This window comes from Biformimicrobium ophioploci (assembly GCF_030270605.1).
Lineage (GTDB): Bacteria > Pseudomonadota > Gammaproteobacteria > Pseudomonadales > Cellvibrionaceae > Biformimicrobium > Biformimicrobium ophioploci.
Window position 1 is genome coordinate 540,906 of the sequence record NZ_BSYJ01000003.1, and the last position, 18,489, is coordinate 559,394.

At 59.1% G+C, this 18,489-nt stretch carries 16 protein-coding genes; 14 read left to right on the forward strand and 2 right to left on the reverse strand.

Annotated features, from left to right (window positions below):
- Nucleotides 1-33: 33 nt before the first annotated feature.
- Nucleotides 34-2,739: a [protein-PII] uridylyltransferase gene (locus QSJ80_RS09115; protein WP_285764124.1), complete on the reverse strand. Its 2,706-nt coding sequence runs from the start codon at nucleotides 2,737-2,739 to the stop codon at nucleotides 34-36.
- Between the two features lie 128 nt (nucleotides 2,740-2,867).
- A complete protein-coding gene (map, locus tag QSJ80_RS09120; RefSeq protein ID WP_285764125.1) occupies nucleotides 2,868-3,638 on the reverse strand; it encodes a type I methionyl aminopeptidase in 771 nt (256 codons plus the stop codon).
- 373 nt (nucleotides 3,639-4,011) lie between these two features.
- On the opposite strand from map, the gene rpsB reads away from it, so the two are divergent.
- The 14 genes from rpsB (at nucleotide 4,012) to lpxB (ending at nucleotide 18,488) form a co-directional block, all read left to right on the forward strand.
- Nucleotides 4,012-4,755 carry a 30S ribosomal protein S2 gene (gene rpsB, locus QSJ80_RS09125; protein ID WP_285764126.1) on the forward strand — a complete coding sequence of 248 codons (744 nt, stop codon included), beginning with the start codon at nucleotides 4,012-4,014 and terminating at the stop codon, nucleotides 4,753-4,755.
- A gap of 128 nt (nucleotides 4,756-4,883) precedes the next feature.
- Complete coding sequence (tsf, locus tag QSJ80_RS09130) at nucleotides 4,884-5,747, forward strand: translation elongation factor Ts (protein WP_285764127.1); 864 nt, start codon at nucleotides 4,884-4,886, stop codon at nucleotides 5,745-5,747.
- 128 nt (nucleotides 5,748-5,875) lie between these two features.
- Nucleotides 5,876-6,619: a UMP kinase gene (gene pyrH / locus QSJ80_RS09135; RefSeq protein ID WP_285764128.1), complete on the forward strand. Its 744-nt coding sequence runs from the start codon at nucleotides 5,876-5,878 to the stop codon at nucleotides 6,617-6,619.
- On the forward strand, nucleotides 6,609-7,166 hold the full coding sequence (gene frr / locus QSJ80_RS09140) for a ribosome recycling factor (RefSeq protein WP_285764129.1): 558 nt from the start codon (nucleotides 6,609-6,611) through the stop codon (nucleotides 7,164-7,166). The genes pyrH and frr overlap by 11 nt, the downstream gene beginning before the upstream one ends.
- Nucleotides 7,167-7,191: 25 nt before the next feature.
- Nucleotides 7,192-7,932: a polyprenyl diphosphate synthase gene (gene uppS / locus QSJ80_RS09145; RefSeq protein ID WP_285764130.1), complete on the forward strand. Its 741-nt coding sequence runs from the start codon at nucleotides 7,192-7,194 to the stop codon at nucleotides 7,930-7,932.
- Entirely contained in the window at nucleotides 7,925-8,779 is an 855-nt protein-coding gene (locus tag QSJ80_RS09150) for a phosphatidate cytidylyltransferase (RefSeq protein WP_285764131.1), read from the forward strand. The genes uppS and QSJ80_RS09150 overlap by 8 nt, the downstream gene beginning before the upstream one ends.
- Nucleotides 8,780-8,794: 15 nt before the next feature.
- On the forward strand, nucleotides 8,795-9,970 hold the full coding sequence (gene ispC / locus QSJ80_RS09155) for a 1-deoxy-D-xylulose-5-phosphate reductoisomerase (protein WP_285764132.1): 1,176 nt from the start codon (nucleotides 8,795-8,797) through the stop codon (nucleotides 9,968-9,970).
- Nucleotides 9,971-10,036: 66 nt separating this feature from the next.
- Nucleotides 10,037-11,392: an RIP metalloprotease RseP gene (gene rseP / locus QSJ80_RS09160; RefSeq protein WP_285764133.1), complete on the forward strand. Its 1,356-nt coding sequence runs from the start codon at nucleotides 10,037-10,039 to the stop codon at nucleotides 11,390-11,392.
- A 228-nt stretch (nucleotides 11,393-11,620) separates the two neighbouring features.
- On the forward strand, nucleotides 11,621-14,203 hold the full coding sequence (gene bamA / locus QSJ80_RS09165; RefSeq protein WP_285764134.1) for an outer membrane protein assembly factor BamA: 2,583 nt from the start codon (nucleotides 11,621-11,623) through the stop codon (nucleotides 14,201-14,203).
- 71 nt (nucleotides 14,204-14,274) lie between these two features.
- Nucleotides 14,275-14,790 carry an OmpH/Skp family outer membrane protein gene (locus tag QSJ80_RS09170; protein ID WP_285764135.1) on the forward strand — a complete coding sequence of 172 codons (516 nt, stop codon included), beginning with the start codon at nucleotides 14,275-14,277 and terminating at the stop codon, nucleotides 14,788-14,790.
- 25 nt (nucleotides 14,791-14,815) lie between these two features.
- Complete coding sequence (lpxD, locus tag QSJ80_RS09175) at nucleotides 14,816-15,856, forward strand: UDP-3-O-(3-hydroxymyristoyl)glucosamine N-acyltransferase (RefSeq protein WP_285764136.1); 1,041 nt, start codon at nucleotides 14,816-14,818, stop codon at nucleotides 15,854-15,856.
- Nucleotides 15,857-15,987: 131 nt separating this feature from the next.
- On the forward strand, nucleotides 15,988-16,425 hold the full coding sequence (gene fabZ, locus QSJ80_RS09180) for a 3-hydroxyacyl-ACP dehydratase FabZ (RefSeq protein ID WP_285764299.1): 438 nt from the start codon (nucleotides 15,988-15,990) through the stop codon (nucleotides 16,423-16,425).
- Nucleotides 16,426-16,517: 92 nt separating this feature from the next.
- A complete protein-coding gene (gene lpxA, locus QSJ80_RS09185) occupies nucleotides 16,518-17,297 on the forward strand; it encodes an acyl-ACP--UDP-N-acetylglucosamine O-acyltransferase (RefSeq protein ID WP_285764137.1) in 780 nt (259 codons plus the stop codon).
- Entirely contained in the window at nucleotides 17,298-18,488 is a 1,191-nt protein-coding gene (lpxB, locus tag QSJ80_RS09190) for a lipid-A-disaccharide synthase (RefSeq protein WP_285764138.1), read from the forward strand.
- Nucleotide 18,489: the final 1 nt, after the last annotated feature.

Consider the following 18,489-nt stretch of genomic DNA (forward strand, 5'->3'; position numbering starts at 1 on the left):
AAATCAGTCTGAATGTTTTCGTGCTCGATATAATTATTCGATCTGCGCGTCCAGCGACTTGCAGATGTCCTCTTCCAGGCTGCGGCAGGATTCCGGATCGCGCAGCGGATTACCCTCTGCGTCGACAATATGGAAGATATCCTCGATGCGCTCGCCGAGGGTTGCAATCTTCGCGTTCAGCAGGCTGATCTCGTGCCGCATGAAGCATCGGGCTATGCGGGCCAGAAGGCCGGGCCGGTCTGCGCTGGTGACTTCCAGGGTGCTGAAGTTTGCACCCGGTTCGGTATCGACAATCGCGTGAGTCTTCAGCGGGAACATTTTAAGGCGCCGCGATGTGCGTCTTTCCACCGCGCGTCCGCAGTCGCCCAGGAGGGACAGCTCGCCCTGCATCATCTGGCTGATGCGGGTGCCCAGCTCCGGGTCTTCCGGGAGCGGGCGTCCGTCTTCCTGCAGAACATAGAAGGTATCGAGGGTGTATCCGGACGCGGAGCTGTAAAGGTGCGCATCGTGAATGGACAGGTGCAATTGATCGATCGCGCTGGCCGCCGCGGCAAACACATTGGCGCGGTCCAGGGTGTAGATAAAGATTTCGGTAGCGCCGTCGTGTTTGCCGGTGCCGGTATTGCGGGTCAGCACCAGCGGGGCACCGGACGGGTTTTCCGCCTGGGCAATGGCAGCGGTATGCCAGGCGATGCTGCCGGCGGTTTCCCGCACGAAGTAGTCCTCACCCATCTGTGCCCAGATGCGGGTGACTTCCTCCTCCGGTACCTGGTCGCCAAGCAGTTGCAGGGCCTGCAGGCGTGTTTCCGCGATGATCTCCAGGCGGTCGATCGGGTTTTCCAGGCCGCGCTTGAGCGCGTTTCTTGTCGTCTGGAACAGCTGTCGCATCAGGCTGGCGCGCCAGCTGTTCCACAGGTCCGGATTGGTCGCATTGATGTCGGCAACCGTGAGTGCGTAAAGGTAATCGAGGTGTTGGCGGTCACCGACTTCGCGCGCAAATTCATGGATGACATCGGGGTCGGAGATATCGCTCTTCTGCGCTACCTGGCTCATCAGTAGGTGCTTTTCCACCAGCCAGCACACCAGGCGCGTGTCGCGCGCGGAAAGCCCGTGGCGCTTGCAGAAGTCTGCCGCATCCACTGCGCCGAGGGTGGAGTGATCCCCGCCCCGGCCCTTGGCGATGTCGTGGTACAGGCCGGAAATGTATAGCAATTCCGGTTTCGGCAGGCGCTGCATGATCTCGGCCGCAACCGGGAATTTTTTTTCTGCATCGCTGTGGCGGAAGCGGCGCATATTGCGTACCACCTGCAAGGTGTGTGCATCCACGGTATAGATGTGAAACAGGTCGTGCTGCATCTGGCCGGTTACCTTGCCAAACTCGGGCAGGTAGCGACCGAGGATGCCGTAGCGGCTCATGCGGGTCAGTTGCGTGGCCAGTGCGTGTGGCGAGCGCAGTAATTCCATGAAGAGTTGCGCGTTTTCCGGGTTTGCGCGGTAGCGCTCGTCGATCAGGTGGCGGTTTTCCCGCAGCAGCCGGATGGTGGAGGCGCGCACACCCTTGATTTCCGGGTGGTTCGCCAGCAACAGGAAAACCTCGAGTAGGGCGGACGGGTTTTCACGGAACACAAAAATCTGGGTGGCCTCGAGGAAACCGTCGCGCAGCTGGAAACGCTCATTCAGCGGTTCCACCCGCTGGCTGCGGCCACGCTGCAGGATCACTTCATTGAGGTACTGCAGCAGTACGTCGTTCAGCTCGCGCAGGGCCAGCACCACACGGTAGTAATCGTGCATGAACTGTTCCACTGCAAGGCGCTTGTTGTCCTCGTAACCGAACATCTTTGCCAGTTCGCGCTGGTAGTCGAACAGCAGGCGTTCGTCCGCGCGCCCGCTCACCAGGTGCAGGCCGTAGCGCACGCGCCACAGGAATTCCTCTCCGCTCTGCAGGATCGCAAATTCGTCTTCGGTAAAGAAACCCTTGCCCTGCAGGCTCTTCAGCGTATTCACGCCGAAGTAACGCTTGGTGACCCAGGCGATAGTCTGGATGTCGCGCAGCCCGCCCGGGGCTTTCTTGATATTGGGTTCGAGGTTGTATTCGGTATCGCGGAATTCGGCGTGGCGCTCGATCTGCTCATCGCGTTTGGCGATGAAGAAAGCCTCCGCCGGCCAGATGTTGTCCGGCGCAACCAGTTTCTGCAGCGCTTCGTGCAGCGCAGGGTCGCCGGTCACGGTGCGGCTTTCCATCAGGTTGGTGGCGACCGTGATGTCGTCCTGCGCCAGGGTGATGGTCTCACTGATGCCCCGGACCGAGTGCCCGATATCCAGGCCCAGGTCCCACAGCATGGTGACAAAACTCTCGATATTTCCGGCAGTTTCATCCGGGCAGGATGCGCGCAGGGCATCATCCAGCAGAATCAGCAAATCGACATCCGAGTGCGGGTGCAGCTCCCCGCGCCCGTAGCCACCCACTGCAATCAGTGCAATACCACTACTCCAGCGGAACTGGTGCCAGGCGTAATGCAGGATGCAATCGGTAAACAGGGCGCGATCGTAAACCAGGTTGCGCACCTCTTCACCTTCGCGAAAGCGGTTCTCGAGATGCGCGTCGGCGGCCTTGATGGCACTTTTGAAGATCGACAGGGTCGCCGCGCCGGATGCCAGGGCGGCCTCCAGGTCCTCGCGGAAGCGAGTCTGCTCGAAAAAAACCGGGGCACAGGGCGGGTAGGGCATGTCCTGCGGCATGGTTTTCAATTCCTTCTTATTTGGTTCCGATTTTGTAACCGGTTCTTGTAACCGGTTCTTGTAACCGGTTCTTGTTGCCGGTTTTTCTGGCGATGCTTGCTGCCAGGGGCAGGTGTCCGAGCGGCAGCCTAGAAAGATTCCTCGGTGCGCGCGGTCAGGATCTCCACGCCGTCTTTGGTGACGACCATGGTGTGCTCCCACTGCGCTGACAGGCGACGGTCCACAGTGACCGCGGTCCAGCCATCCTTGAGTACGCGGGTGCCCGCCTTGCCGGCGTTGATCATGGGTTCGATGGTGAAGGTCATGCCCTCCTGCAGTGCCGGGCCGGTACCGGGTTTGCCGTAATGCAGGATCTGGGGCTCTTCGTGGAATACGTCGCCGATGCCGTGGCCGCAGAAGTCCTTGACCACGGAGTAGTAGTTGTTCTCTGCGTGCTGCTGGATGACATGGCCGATATCACCAAGGGTGGTACCCGGGCGAACGATTTCAATCGCCTTGTACAGGCACTCCTGGGTAATCTTGACCAGTCGCTCGGCGTGCGGTGCCGGTTTGCCGACGAAGTACATCTTGCTGGTATCGCCATACCAGCCGTCGTAGATCACGGTGACGTCGATATTGATGATGTCGCCCTTTTTCAGGACCTTGTTGTCCGAGGGAATGCCGTGGCATACAACCTCGTTGACCGAGGTGCAGATGGACTTGGGAAAACCGCGGTAGCCCAGGCACGCCGGCACAGCCTTCTGTACATTGACGATGTGTTCATAACAGCGCCGGTCAAGCTCTTCTGTGGTCACGCCCGGGACTACGTATTCGCCTATCATTTCCAGTACCTCGGCGGCCATGCGGCCAGCGGTACGCATCTTGGCGATCTGCTCGGGAGTCTTGATCGAAACGCTCATTTTCTAGTCTTTTCCTCTGTATAGCTGCCGGGCGTCCGGTTTCGTGCCCGGGGCAGTCTTCTGCTCCGTGGCGCCGCGTGGTTCTGTCCGCTTTCGGGGGACACTAAACTTGGGGCCGGCGGGAAGCGCGCTATTGTAGCGGATTCGCTGCCACCGGGCACCCGTGGCGCTATTTGGCGCTTTCGTCGGGCGGCTGGGTATGGTATAAAGCGCGCCGCCGTGGGGCTAACCGCCTTGCTGCGAATTCGAAACTAAACAGTCACACATATACCGGCACATGCGCCTGGGTGCCTGCGAAAGCGGGTTGGCGGATGGGGTATATGGAGGATTAACCCAGGAAGGCCCTGCCTTCCGCACAATTGAGGTTTTTTTTATGCCCGTAGTAAGCATGCGCGATATGCTGCAGGCTGGTGTGCACTTTGGCCACCAGACCCGTTACTGGAACCCGAAGATGGGTGAATACATCTTTGGCGCTCGCAACAAGATTCACATCATCAACCTGGAACACTCCGTACCGGCCTTCAATGAAGCCCTGGAAGTTGTGAAGGGTATGGCTGCCCGGAAGAAGAAGATCCTGTTCGTTGGTACCAAGCGCGCTGCGCAGAAGTCCATCCGTGAGCAGGCTGAGCGCTGTGGCCAGCCGTTCGTAAGCCACCGCTGGCTGGGCGGTATGCTGACCAACTACAAGACCATCCGTGCTTCCATCCGTCGCTTCCGCGAGCTGGAAACCCAGAGCCAGGACGGTACCTTCGAGAAGCTGACCAAGAAAGAGGCGCTGATGCGCACTCGCATGATGGAAAAGCTGGACAAGTCCATCGGTGGTATCAAGGACATGGGCGGCCTGCCGGACGCACTGTTCGTGATCGACGTTGAGCACGAGCGCATCGCGATCCAGGAAGCCAACAAGCTGGGTATCCCGGTAATCGGTATCGTGGACACTAACAGCGACCCGGTCGGTGTTGACTACGTTATCCCGGGTAACGACGACGCCATCCGCGCGATCAAGCTGTACACCACTGCTGTTGCAGACGCCGTCCTGGAAGGTGCTGCTGACGCTTCCGGCTCTGCGACCAAGGACGAGTACGTGGAAGCTGGCGACGACGCCGCTGCACAGTAATCGACTGAAAGCGGGGCGAGTAATCGCTCCGTTGCGCAGGAAAAGGGGCCAGTTGATTGGGCCCCTTTTTTCAAGGCGCGCAAACCAATCCGAATTTAAACATCTAGAGATACCCAGGGGATAGGATCATGGCGATTTCTGCTTCTATGGTTAAAGAGCTGCGTGAGCGTACCGGTCTTGGCATGATGGAGTGCAAGCGCGCTCTGGCTGAAGCTGACGGCAGCATCGAAGTTGCAATTGAAAACCTGCGCAAGGCTTCCGGTCTGAAGGCAGCCAAAAAAGCCGGTCGCACCGCTGCTGACGGCATCGTGGTAGCCAAGGTTGCCGACGACGCTTCCTACGGCCTGCTGCTTGAAGTTAACTCCGAGACTGACTTCGTTGCGCGTGATGAAGGCTTCAAGTCCTTCGTAAACACTGTTCTGGAAGCTGCTTTCGCTGCCAAGCAGACTGACGTTGCCGCGCTGATGGCGGGTGAGCTGGAGTCTGCGCGTGAAGCGCTGGTGCAGAAGATCGGTGAGAATATCACCGTTCGTCGTGCCGAGCTGGTGGAAGGCGCAAAGGTTGGTGCATACGTACACTCCAACAGTCGTATTGCTGCACTGGTCGCCCTGAGCGGCGGTGATGCAGAAGTGGCGCGCGATGTGGCCATGCACGTGACTGCGGTTAACCCGCAGGTTGTTAAGCCTGAAGATATGCCTGCCGAAGCGGTTGCCAAGGAAGAGGAAATCATCAAGGCGCAGCCGGATATGGAAGGCAAGCCTGCTGAAATCGTCGAGAAGATGATGGGCGGCCGTATCAAGAAGTTCCTGAAGGAAAACAGCCTGATCGAGCAGCAGTTCGTCAAGAACCCTGAGCTGACTGTTGGCAAGCTGGTTAAGGATGCAGGTGCCGAAGTTATCAGCTTTACTCGTTACGAAGTTGGTGAAGGCATCGAGAAGGAAGAAGTGGACTTCGCTGCTGAAGTAGCGGCGCAGGTCAAGGCCTCTTCCTAACCTTTTCCCGAGTGGTCCCTGCGTGGATCCACTCTCCCGGCGGGGTGTTTCCGGCCATCGATTTGTCGATGTGCGTGGGGGCACCCCGCTGTGGTATTGTGTGGCAACTTTTGCCTGTGGAGATCTCAATGCCCGGAATTAAAGATCGTAAATACAAGCGCATTCTGCTCAAGCTCAGCGGCGAGGAGCTGATGGGGGACCAGGGTTTTGGTATCAGCCCCAAAGTCCTGGACAAGATGGCGCTGGAGATCGGTCAGCTGGTGGGTATCGGGGTGCAGGTGGGGCTCGTTGTCGGTGGCGGCAACCTGTTCCGGGGCGCGGCGCTCAGCGCAGCCGGCCTCGATCGCGTATCCGGGGACCACATGGGTATGCTGGCGACCGTAATGAATGCGCTGGCACTTCGGGACGCCCTGGAGCGCTCGAATATTTCTTCCCGCGTAATGTCCGCTATCCCGATGAGCGGCATTGTCGATCACTATGATCGTCGCGCGGCCATGCGCTACCTCGAGGGTGGGGATGTGCTGATCTTTGCAGCCGGCACCGGTAATCCCTTCTTTACAACCGATTCCGCAGCATGCCTTCGCGGTATCGAGATTGATGCCGAGCTGGTACTGAAGGCCACCAAGGTCGATGGCGTATACTCCGCCGACCCGGTCAAGGATCCTGCTGCCACTAAATTCGATCGCCTGACCTACGATGAGGTGCTGGATCGCAAGCTGGGTGTGATGGACCTGACTGCAATCTGCCTGTGTCGCGACCACAATATGCCCGTGCGGGTATTTCGAATGGACAAAGCGGGTGCCCTGCTGAATATCGTTGTTGGCGGGGACGAGGGCACCCTGATTCTGGAGGAAGTGAATAATGACAACTGATATCAAGAAGAGTGCTGAAGCACGGATGAAGAAGGCCATCGAAGCGCTTGGCCATAATTTCAACAAAATCCGTACTGGTCGTGCGCATCCGAGCATTCTCGATGGCATCATGGTTTCCTATTACGGCTCTGATACGCCGCTTTCACAGGTTGCCAATGTCAATGTTGAAGATGCCCGCACCCTTTCTGTTACCCCGTGGGAAAAGCAGCTGGTGCCGGATATCGAAAAGGCGATCATGAAGTCTGACCTGGGCCTGAACCCGGCTACTGCGGGCACCGTGATTCGAATCCCCATGCCACCTCTCACCGAGGAGACCCGCAAGAACTTCACCAAGCAGGCGAAGTCAGAAGCGGAGACCGCCCGCGTGTCCGTGCGTAACGCGCGCCGCGATGCCATGGGTGAGATCAAGGCACTGTTGAAGGACAAGGAAATCTCCGAGGACGACGAGCGTCGTGCACAGGATGAAATCCAGAAGCTGACAGACAAGTACGTCGCTGAAGTCGACGCTGCGCTGGCGGTTAAAGAGAAAGATCTTCTCGAGATCTGACCTATTCGGTAGTCGGGGCAGTTTTATGGCCGAATCAGTACCGCGACATATTGCGATCATCATGGACGGCAACGGTCGCTGGGCCGCCAGGCGTGGCAAGCCGGCGTCTGCCGGTCACCGTGCTGGTGCCGAGCGTATCCGCGATGTACTGCGTGCCTGTCGCGATCGCGGGGTGAAAGCCCTGACGCTGTTTGCCTTCTCCAGTGAGAACTGGCAGCGTCCACCGCGCGAAGTGGAACTGCTGATGGGGATGTTCTACTCCTACCTGGGGCGCGAAGCCGAACGCATGCGTGAAGAGGGTGTGCGCCTCCGGGTTATCGGTCGCCGCGACCGTTTTTCGCCGCGACTCGTCAAGGCGATCGAGCGGGCAGAAGCCCTGACCGCCGGAGGTAGCGAGGGTGACCTGGTGATTGCCGCGGATTACGGCGGTCACTGGGATATTGCAAATGCCGCGCGGCAACTGGCGGAACAGGTCGAAAAAGGGGAGCTTGCGGCCGCGGATGTGACCGAAGAGCGCCTGGGTATGGGAATCCAGCTCGCAGACCTGCCGCCCGTTGACCTGCTTATTCGCTCCAGCGGTGAGCAGAGAATCAGTAACTTTTTGCTGTGGCAGACTGCCTACAGCGAGTTTTTCTTTACCGACGTGCTTTGGCCGGACTTCGGCGAGCGCGAAATTGATGCGGCCATTGCCGCATTCAGTACGCGTGACAGACGATACGGCGGTAGGGGTAACCAGTGCGACCTGGGAGCAGCATCGGGTGCTTAAACAAAGAATAATTACAGCTATCATTCTTATTGGTCTCCTGTTGTGGGCGCTGTTCCGGCTCCCCCTGGACACCTTTGCCATTGTCGTCGCCGGGGTCATCCTGATCGCCGGTTGGGAGTGGGCCAATCTGGCCAGCCTGAATCGGGCGCTACGCTTCGTGTTTATCGCGACGCTGGGTGCCGCCCTGATCGGTGTGGCCCAGTACGTATTCGATATGAATTTCTCTGCAGGTGATGAAGACCGGGCACAGCGTGTGCTGGTTGTCGCCTGCTTCTGGTGGGCGCTGGCGCTCCTGTGGGTGCAGGGTTATCCGGCCAGTGCACTGTTGTGGGGCAATCGCTGGGTGCGCGGCGTTATCGGCCTGTTTGTGCTGGTCCCGGCATGGTTGTCGGTAGTGATTCTGCGTGGCATGGAGCAGGGCGCTTGGGTGGTCCTGTTCGTGGTGGCGGTTGTGGCCGCGGCTGACGTGGGTGCCTATTTCGTTGGCAAGCAGTTCGGGCGTCACAAGCTCGCGCCGGAAGTAAGCCCGGGCAAGTCCTGGGAAGGCTTCTTTGGCGGCATGGCGGCCTGCGGCCTGCTGGCGACAGCAGTCGCCTTCGGCCTGGGCCTGCCCATGAAAAACAGTATTCTCTTCATTGTCGGTGTCATCATCACCGGCCTGGCTTCCGTGCTGGGTGACCTCTCGGAAAGCATGTTCAAGCGTCACCGCGGCATCAAGGACAGCAGTAGCCTGTTGCCAGGGCACGGTGGTGTACTGGATCGCCTCGACAGCCTGTCTGCGGCGTTGCCGGTATTCACCGTCGCCGCCATCGCAAGCGAGCTCCCAAAGTACCTTCAAGACCTGTAACGGCGGTTGGACCAGATGCAAGCGGTAACAGTTCTTGGTGCCACAGGTTCCATCGGGGTCAGCACGCTGGATGTGCTGGCCCGTCATCCGGACCGGTATTCCGTATATGCGCTGACGGCGAATAGCCGTATTGAGCAGTTGTTCAACCAGTGTCTCGAGTACCGGCCCGTGTACGCCGTAATGCCTGATGAATCGCTCGCGGCGGACCTGCAGGGACGGCTCGAGGCCGCAGGGTCCGGGACACGCGTGCTGGCCGGTGTCGAAGGGTTACAGCAGGTTTCGTCCGCGGAGGCTGTGGACGTGGTCATGGCGGCAATCGTGGGTGCGGCGGGTCTGCGCCCGACGCTTGCAGCAGTGCGCGCTGGCAAGCGGGTATTGCTGGCCAACAAGGAAGCGCTGGTGATGGCCGGGCCGCTGTTCATGCGGGCGGTTGTGGATGCTGGCGCCGAACTTCTGCCGATCGACAGTGAGCACAACGCCATCTTCCAGTGCCTGCCGGAGCGGTATCAGGGCCTCGAGGCCGGCGGCGTGCGCAAGATCCTCCTTACCGGCTCTGGCGGCCCCTTCCGTGAGTTGCCGCTCGAGCAGTTCGCCGAAGTCACCCCGGATCAGGCCTGTGCCCATCCCAACTGGGATATGGGACGGAAAATTTCCGTCGACTCTGCCACCATGATGAACAAGGGGCTGGAGTTTATAGAAGCGTGTTTCCTGTTCGATGCGAAGCCTGAGCAAATTGAGGTCGTGTTGCACCCGCAGAGCATCGTCCATTCGATGGTGCAGTATGTGGATGGCAGCCTGCTTGCGCAGATGGGTAACCCGGACATGCGCACTCCAATCGCGCATGCGCTGGCCTTCCCGGAGCGTATCGAGGCGGGTGTCGCATCGCTTGACCTGGTTGCAGCTGGCCAGCTGGATTTCGAAGCGCCCTGCGAGCAGCGTTTTCCATGCCTGCGCCTGGCGAGAGAAGCCATGCTGGAAGGCGGAACCGCGCCAGCGCTGCTGAATGCCGCCAACGAAGTCGCTGTGGCGTCATTCCTCGAGGGCGAATTGCGCTTCTCGAATATCCCGGTCGTGATCGAGTCGGTGCTTGAAGCGCTCCCGGTAGCGGAACTGGATTGCCTGGAAACCGTCGAAGAAGCGGACGGGCAGGCCCGGGTTGCGGCCGCAGGGGTAATCCAGCGGCTGGTGTAGCCGCCGATTAGAATCTTAAGGGTGTGGCTTCCGCTGCCACTTCCGAATAATTAGAAGCTGCTAGTGATGGAATTACTGCAAACAATACTATGGGCACTGGTAGCCCTCGGCGTACTGGTGACTTTCCACGAGTTCGGGCACTTCTGGGTTGCGCGCCGCTGCGGTGTGCGCGTGGAGCGTTTCTCGGTGGGTTTTGGCAAGCGCCTTGTCAGCTGGTACGACAAGCACGGCACTGAATTCACTGTCGCTGCCATTCCCCTTGGCGGCTACGTCAAAATGCTGGACGAGCGCGAAGGGCCGGTGGACGAGGATATGCTCGATCAGGCCTTCAATCGCAAGAGTGTCTGGCAGCGCATCGCCATTGCTGCGGCGGGTCCCATCGCCAATTTTATCCTCGCGATTTTCCTGTTCTGGCTGGTTTTCCTGGGTGGCACCGCCGGCCCGGCACCGATTGTGGACAAAGTCACGCCGGGCAGCCTGGCTGACATGGCAGGCCTGGAGCCCCGCCAGGAGATCGTGGCACTGGACGGTCACGCCACGCCTACCTGGCAGGCTCTGAACTGGCGCCTGGCAAAGCGTCTCGGCGATACCGGTGAGATGGAGTTCACGGTCCGCTACCCGGATTCCCACCTCGAATACGAGATGGTGGCGGATATCAACCGCTGGCTGTCCGGCAAGGAAGTCCCGGATCCGCTGGCGGAGATCGGTATCGAGCTGTATCGGCCGCCGGCAACCATGCGCCTCGCCGTGATCGCACCGGACAGCCCGGCTGAGAAAGCCGGATTGCGCGCCGGCGATACTGTAGTCAGCAGTGATGGCCAGCCATTTACCACCTGGGAAGACTGGACGGCGTATATACGCGAGCGCGCTGGCAAGGCCATCAGTGTCGGTGTCGAGCGGGACGGCGAAACCGTGACCCTGGAGGTGACACCGATAGAGCACAAGCTGGAATCCGGTGAAGTGGTGGGGCGTATCGGCGTGGGGCCGTTCGGCACCCCGTGGCCGGAGGAAATGATTCGCCGCTACGAGTACGGTATTGGCGGCGCTCTGCTCAAGGGGTTGAATGAAACCTGGGAAAAAACAGCTTTTACCCTGGCGGGGCTTAAGAAATTGATTTTCGGGGAGATTTCCCCGAAAAACTTGAGCGGTCCGATCACCATTGCTAAAGTGGCGGGCACTTCAGCCGAGTCGGGCTGGCAGTCATTTCTCGGATTGCTGGCACTCCTGAGCATCAGCCTTGGCGTCCTGAACCTGCTTCCGATCCCGGTATTGGATGGCGGTCATTTGTTGTACTACTTTGTCGAGGCGATACGCGGCAAGCCCGTATCAGAACGTACTCAAATTATCGGGCTGCAGATTGGCATGGCGATGATCATCGGCATCATGATGCTGGCGCTGTATAACGATATAACGCGGCTCTAGCGAGACGCTAATGGCTTCAGTGCCACGCTAATGGCTTTAGTGCCAGGGCAAGGGCATTAATGTCGCGCTTTTGGCATTGGCCATGAATTTTTTCCCGGCGCCAGGGTCAGACAAATAACAATTGTTCCGCATATCAGGGAAAGGAGTTTCCCGCGGGGCTCTCGATAATAAGCATTTGCTGCCAGAAATCGGGCGGCAATGGATGTAAGTGATCGGATAATGCACAGTATGAAGCGTTTGTTTTGGGCAGTTTCTTTCGGCCTGCTCCTGCCTGCCATCGTATGGGCGCAGTCTTTTGTTGTCAGCGATATTCGGGTTGAGGGCCTGCAGCGCGTCTCTGCCGGTTCGGTGTTTGCCGCACTGCCCGTTCGGGTCGGCGACCAGATAGAAGCGCTCGATATCCAGAATGCTACCCGGGCACTGTTCCGTACCGGCTATTTCCAGGACCTGGAAATCGGGCGGGAGGGCACTGTGCTGGTAGTCACCGTGCGTGAGCGACCCGCCATCAGCAAGATCGAGCTGACTGGTAACAAGGCGATCAAGAGTGAGGACCTGCTCAAGGGTATGGCTGAAAATGGCCTTGCCGAGGGGCAGATTTTCAAGCGCGCCACCCTTGAGGGGCTGGCACTGGAGCTGGAGCGTCAGTATGTGGCGCAGGGCCGCTACGGAGCATCTGTAGCCACTGAGGTCAAGGAGCTGCCGCGCAACCAGGTTGAGCTGATCATCACTGTAGATGAAGGAAAGGTTGCCGCGATCAAGCACATCAATATTGTCGGCAACGAGGCTTTCTCTGACGACGAACTGCGCGACTCCTTCGAGCTGCAGACCACCGGCTGGCTGTCCTGGCTGCGCAGCGATGACAAGTATTCCCGTGAAAAGCTCACCGGCGACCTGGAGCGCCTCGAGTCCTATTACCTGGACCGCGGTTACCTGCAGTTCAGCATCGATTCCACGCAGGTTTCCCTGAGCCCGGACAAGCGCAGCGTATTCATCACCGTCAATATCAACGAGGGTGAGGTGTTCTCCGTCAGTGAGGTAGAGCTAGCGGGTGATCCGGTACTGCCGGAAGAGGAAATCCGCCGCCTGCTGCTGGTAAGGCAGGGACAGACTTTCTCTCAGGTGCTGATGACCACCACCTCCGATTACATTACCAAGCGCCTGGGTAACGAGGGTTACACCTTCGCAGAGGTAAACGGTATCCCGGAAAGCGACGATGCTGAAAAGACCGTAAAGGTCACCTTCTTTATCGACCCGGGCAAGCGCGCTTACGTGCGCCGTGTCGAGTTCCGTGGCAATACCCGTACTTCGGACGAGGTACTGCGCCGTGAAATGCGTCAGATGGAGGGTGCTTCTGCATCCTCCGCACGTATCGAGCAGTCCAAGGTTCGCCTTGAGCGCCTCGGTTACTTCAAGGAAGTACAGGTCGAGACCGAAGAAGTGCCCGGCACCTCGGACCAGGTGGATGTCGAGTACACCGTTGAAGAACAGCCGTCCGGTACCGTGGGCGCCACCGTTGGTTATGCGCAGGGCAGTGGCCTGGTGCTGGGTGCCAATGTGCAGGAAAACAACTGGCTGGGAACGGGTAAGGCGGTAGCGTTTGCGGTAAATACCTCGCGCTGGCAGACCGTGTATAACTTCTCCTACACGGATCCGTACTTTACCCCGGATGGCGTGAGCCGCGGCTTCAATGTCTTTTACCGCGAGCGTAACTTCGACGAGATCAATGTATCCAGCTACTCCACCGATAGCTATGGTGCCGGCCTGAATTTTGGCTACCCCATCTCCGAAGTATCCCGCGTGGGCCTGAATATCGGTTACAGCCACCTGGAAGTGCAGACCGGCCCGTTTGCAGTGCAGGAAATTTCCGGTACGCCAAAGCCGATCGGCTTCAGCGACCTGAACCCGCTGGGTGTGGTGGACAACTACATTCTGCAGAGTGAGCTGGAGAGCGGAGATTTTGAACTCGGCGACTGGATGGGGCAGGTGTTCCCGGTTGAGGGCTCTGAAGAGCTTTTCCAGATGCCGGGTGAGGGCTTTATCGACGCCAATGGTGATTCGTTCGACAACTTCAGCCTGACCGGTTCCTGGGCGCGCTCGACCCTGAACCGCGGCATTCTGGCGACGCGCGGTTCGTCCCAGCACGTTTCCGCTGAGTTCACGCTGCCGGGTGCAGACCTCGAGTACTACAAGTTTATCTATACGGGCCAGTATTTCCGTCCGTTGACCAAGAAGCTGACCCTGCGCCTGCGTACACGTCTGGGCTGGGCGGACGCCTACGGTGATACCACCGAGCTGCCGTTCTTCGAGAACTTCTTTGCCGGTGGCTTCGGCTCCGTGCGCGGTTTCGAACGCAATACCCTCGGCCCGCGCTCCACGCCGGCCCAGATCTATGACCTGCAGACCATCACTGTGACCAACCCGGATGGCACGACATCCACGCGGAACGTCTACGTTTCTGACGATACGGAGTTCACCAGTGCTGCGCGGGATCGCCGACCAGATCCATTTGGCGGTAACGCGTTGATCGAGGCGAGCGCCGAGGTGATCTTCCCGATGCCGTTTGTGAAGGATCAGCGCAGCATCCAGTCGGCGTTCTTTATCGATGCAGGTAATGTGTTTGATACCAGCTGTGGTTCGCAGCAGATCAATTGCTTTGATATTGATGCGGACTACCTGAATGTCTCTGCCGGTATCGGCGTAACCTGGATTACCGGTTTTGGCCCGCTGACATTCAGCCTCGCCAAGGCGCTTCGCGAAAACGAGTTCGACGATCGTGAAGCCTTCCAGTTCTCGCTGGGTAACTCTTTCTAAATTGCTGTTGCGGCTTTGCCCGGAACTGTTTTTTGTCGCGGCCCCTGGCCGGAAAATGTGGAGAAATAGACGTGCTGAAACAATTACAACTTACAATAGCGCTGATTGCTGGACTGGTTCTTGCGGGTAACGCACTGGCGCAGACCAAGGTGGCTACCCTGAGCCCACAGGCAGCAATGCTGAATACCAAGTTTGCCAAGTCCAAGCTAGACGCGCTGCAGACCAGCTCTGAGTTTTCCAAGCTGAAGAGCAACATCGAGTCCATTTCTGCTGAAATCACCAAGATGCAGGAAACCGCCAAGAAAGACGGTATGACCTGGTCTGACGAGCAGAAGACCGAACACCAGCGCAAGCTGCAGTTCAAGGCAGCTGATGCGCAGACTGCACAGAAGAAGCTCCAGGCCATGCAGGGCCAGGCCATGCAGGAAATCCAGCGTGAGCTGATGCCGAAAATGCGTGAAGCAGTCAAGGCTGTGGTGGAGAAGGAAAAAATCGACCTGGTTCTGGATGGCAGCGTAATCCTGTACGCGCAGGACAATGTCAATATCACCCAGAAAGTGATCGATCGCCTTAACGCCGCCAAGTAACTGCTGGCGGGAGCGTCCCCTCAGGGTGAAAAATTTCAGTCTTGATCATGTCGCGACTGAGTTGGGTGCAGAGCTGCGGCTCGCGCCTGGCGCCGGTTCGGCAGACGATATCACCGGGCTCAATACGCTCGCCGCAGCCGCGGCGGGCGACCTCAGTTTTCTGGCCAGTGCAAATTACCGGCGCTTCCTCGAAGATACTGCTGCGACGGCGGTCCTCGTAAAGGAAGCGGATGCGGCTGATTGCCCGGTGACGGCGCTGGTTGTCGAAGACCCTTACCTCGCATTTGCCCGTGCCACCGCGCTGTTTGATGATACTCCTCACTACGCGCCGGGCATCGAGCACGGTGCCCAGGTGCATGAGAATGCCGAGGTAGACCCCACTGCCGTAGTGCGCGCGGGTGCCGTTATTTCAGCCTTTGCCAAGATTGGTGCGGGCGCGGTAATCGGCCCAAACTGCGTGGTGGGTGAAGACTCCGTTATCGGTGCGGGTACCCAGCTGCGGGCGGGTGTCGTGGTTTACCACAGTTGCCATATCGGCGAGCACTGCATGATCCACAGCAACAGCGTGATCGGGTCCGATGGTTTCGGCTTCGCACCTGCTGCCGATGGCTGGGAGAAAATCTATCAGCTGGGTGGTGTGGAGATCGGCGATCACGTCGAGATCGGGTCCTGCACCACCATCGATCGCGGCGCGCTTGGCAATACTGTCATCGGGCGCGGCGTCAAGATCGACAACCACGTACAGATTGCTCACAATGTCGAGATTGGTGACTATACGGCCATGGCGGCCTATTCGGCTGTCGCCGGTAGTGCAAAGGTAGGTAAGCGCTGCCTTATCGCGGGGGATGCCGGCATCGTGGGGCACATCAGCATTGCTGATGGCACCCAGGTCATGGCCAAGACACTGGTTACCAGCTCGATAGACAAGCCGGGCTCCTATTCCAGCGGTACGCCATACTCGGATACGCGCAGCTGGCGTAAAAACGCGGTGCGTTTCTCGCAGCTGGACAAGATCGCGCGCAAGGTCGCGGAGCTGGAAAAGAAGGTCGGCAAAGCGGGCAAGTAAGCGCGCTGTCAAAATAAACGTAATGGCTGCCTGTTGAGTGTTAATGGCGCTCTGGTCACAGGCGGCCTTTTTATCTTATCTATACCTGTAGTGGTGGATGACCACCGGGTGATTTCAGGGATACCGATATGTTGATGGATGTTCAAGAGATCCGCGAATACTTACCTCATCGCTACCCGTTCCTGCTGCTCGACCGTGTTGTAGAGCTGGAGCTGGGCAAGACGATTCGCGCTTACAAGAATATCTCCGTGAACGAGGAAGTCTTCAATGGCCACTTTCCGGAAGCGCCGATCTTCCCGGGTGTGATGATCGTAGAGGCCATGGCCCAGGCCTGTGGCGTCCTCGGCTTCAAGACCCTTGGTCAGAAGCCGGCTGACGGCTACCTGTACCTGTTTGCCGGCATCGACGATGTACGCTTCAAGCGCCAGGTAGTCCCCGGTGACCGCCTCGATCTCGAAGCCGAGGTGATCTCCGAGCGCCGCGGTATCTGGAAGTTCGCCGGCAAGGCGACCGTGGACGGGCAGCTGGCGGCTTCGGCTTCCATCCTTTGCGCCGTCAAGAAAGTCTGAGCGGTTTTGCAAGGATGATTCTGTCGCCATCGCGGCGCGGAATCTGGTAGGGTGGTACCAGACCTTTTCGGGCTGGCGAATGGACTAAAACTGTGACTGACTACATCCATCCCACGGCGATTATCGACCCCTCGGCCAGGCTGGGCGAGGGCGTCCGTGTTGGCCCTTACTCCATCATCGGCGCTGATGTCGAGATTGGTGACGGTACGGAAATCCTGTCTCATGTGGTGTTGAGTGGGCCTACCCGTATCGGCCGGAACAACCGCATCTACCAGTTCGCTACGGTCGGCCAGGATACCCCTGACCTGAAATACCAGGGGGAGCCAACCACGCTGGTCATCGGCGATAACAATGTCATCCGCGAGGGTGTCACGATTCATCGCGGTACCGTTCAGGATCGCGGTGAAACCACTATCGGCAATGACAACCTGCTGATGGCGTACGCGCATGTCGGCCATGACAGCATCATCGGCAACCACTGTGTCCTGGTGAACAACACGGCCCTTGCGGGGCACGTTGAGGTGGGTGACTGGGCGATTCTCGCCGGCTTCACCCTGGTGCATCAGTTCTGCAAGATCGGCCCGCACGCTTTTACGGGCATGGGGGCTGGCGTATCCAAGGATGTGCCGGCCTATGTCATGGTGACGGGCAACCCCGCCGAGGCGAAAACCATCAATGCGGAAGGCCTGCGCCGTCGCGGCTTCACCCGTGAGCAGATCAGCCTGCTGAGCAAGGCCTACAAGGTGATCTACCGCCGTGGCCTCACCATGCAGGAAGCGCTTGAGGCCCTGCAGGAGCTACGCGCCGAGTCCGATGTGGTGCAGCCGTTTATCGATTCCCTCAGTAACTCCAAACGCGGTATTACCCGTTAAATGAACCCTGTCGAAACCCGCACGGTGAGGGTTGGCATCGTCGCCGGTGAGGCGTCCGGCGATATTCTGGGTGCCGGCCTGATTCGCGAGCTGCGTCAGCATTACCCCAACCTGGTTGTGGAAGGCATTGCCGGCCCCCTGATGCAGGAGGAAGGTGCCAGTAGCCTGTTCCCGATGGAGCGCCTGTCCGTCATGGGGCTGGTGGAGCCGCTGAAGCGCCTACCGGAACTGCTCGGCATCCGCCGCTCCCTGGTCAGGCATTTCACAGAAAACCCGCCGGATGTATTTATCGGCATCGATTCCCCGGACTTCAACCTGTCGCTGGAAGAAAAATTGCGCAGGGCAGGGGTGCGCACGGTGCACTACGTCAGCCCGTCGGTTTGGGCTTGGCGTCAGGGGCGTATCAAAAAAATTGCACGCGCGGTCGATCATATGCTGGCGTTGCTGCCGTTCGAAGCGCGTTTTTACGAAGAGCACGATGTGCCGGTGACATTCGTCGGCCACCCCCTCGCAGACAAAGTGCCACTGCAGATTGATACCGAGGCGGCGCGCGCGTCTCTGGGCATAGATCCCGGTACGGAGATGGTTGCCATGCTGCCGGGCAGTCGCGGCGGCGAGGTCAAGTTGCTGGGGCCCCTGTTTATCGAGGCCGCGCGCTGGTGCCTGCGCCAGCGTCCGGCGCTGCAGTTCGTGATCCCGGCGGCCAGCCCACAGCGCAGGCAGGAGCTGGAAGCGCAATTGCAGGGCGCGGAAGACCTGCCGATCACATTGGTGGATGGCAGGGCGGGAGAGGTTCTGGCAGCGGCGGATGCGGTGCTGATTGCCTCGGGCACGGCAACGCTGGAGGCCATGCTGTACAAGAAGCCGATGGTGGTGGCCTATCGCCTTGCGCCGCTTTCGTACGCGATCTTCTCACGCATGATCAAGACACCCTGGGTGGCGCTGCCGAACCTGCTGGCGCAGCGGGAGCTGGTGCCGGAGATCATGCAGGATGACGCCACGCCGGAATCTCTCGGTAGGGCACTGCTGCAGTATTTCACGGACCCGGTGATGGGTGATGCGCTGTCGCGGGAATTCGACGCGATCCACCAGGTGTTACGCCGCGATGCCTCCGGACGCGCAGCGGCAGCGGTCGCCAGCGTCATTGAGGCCGGCCGCGAGCCGGGCCAGCAGGAAACGGAAAAGCATTGAT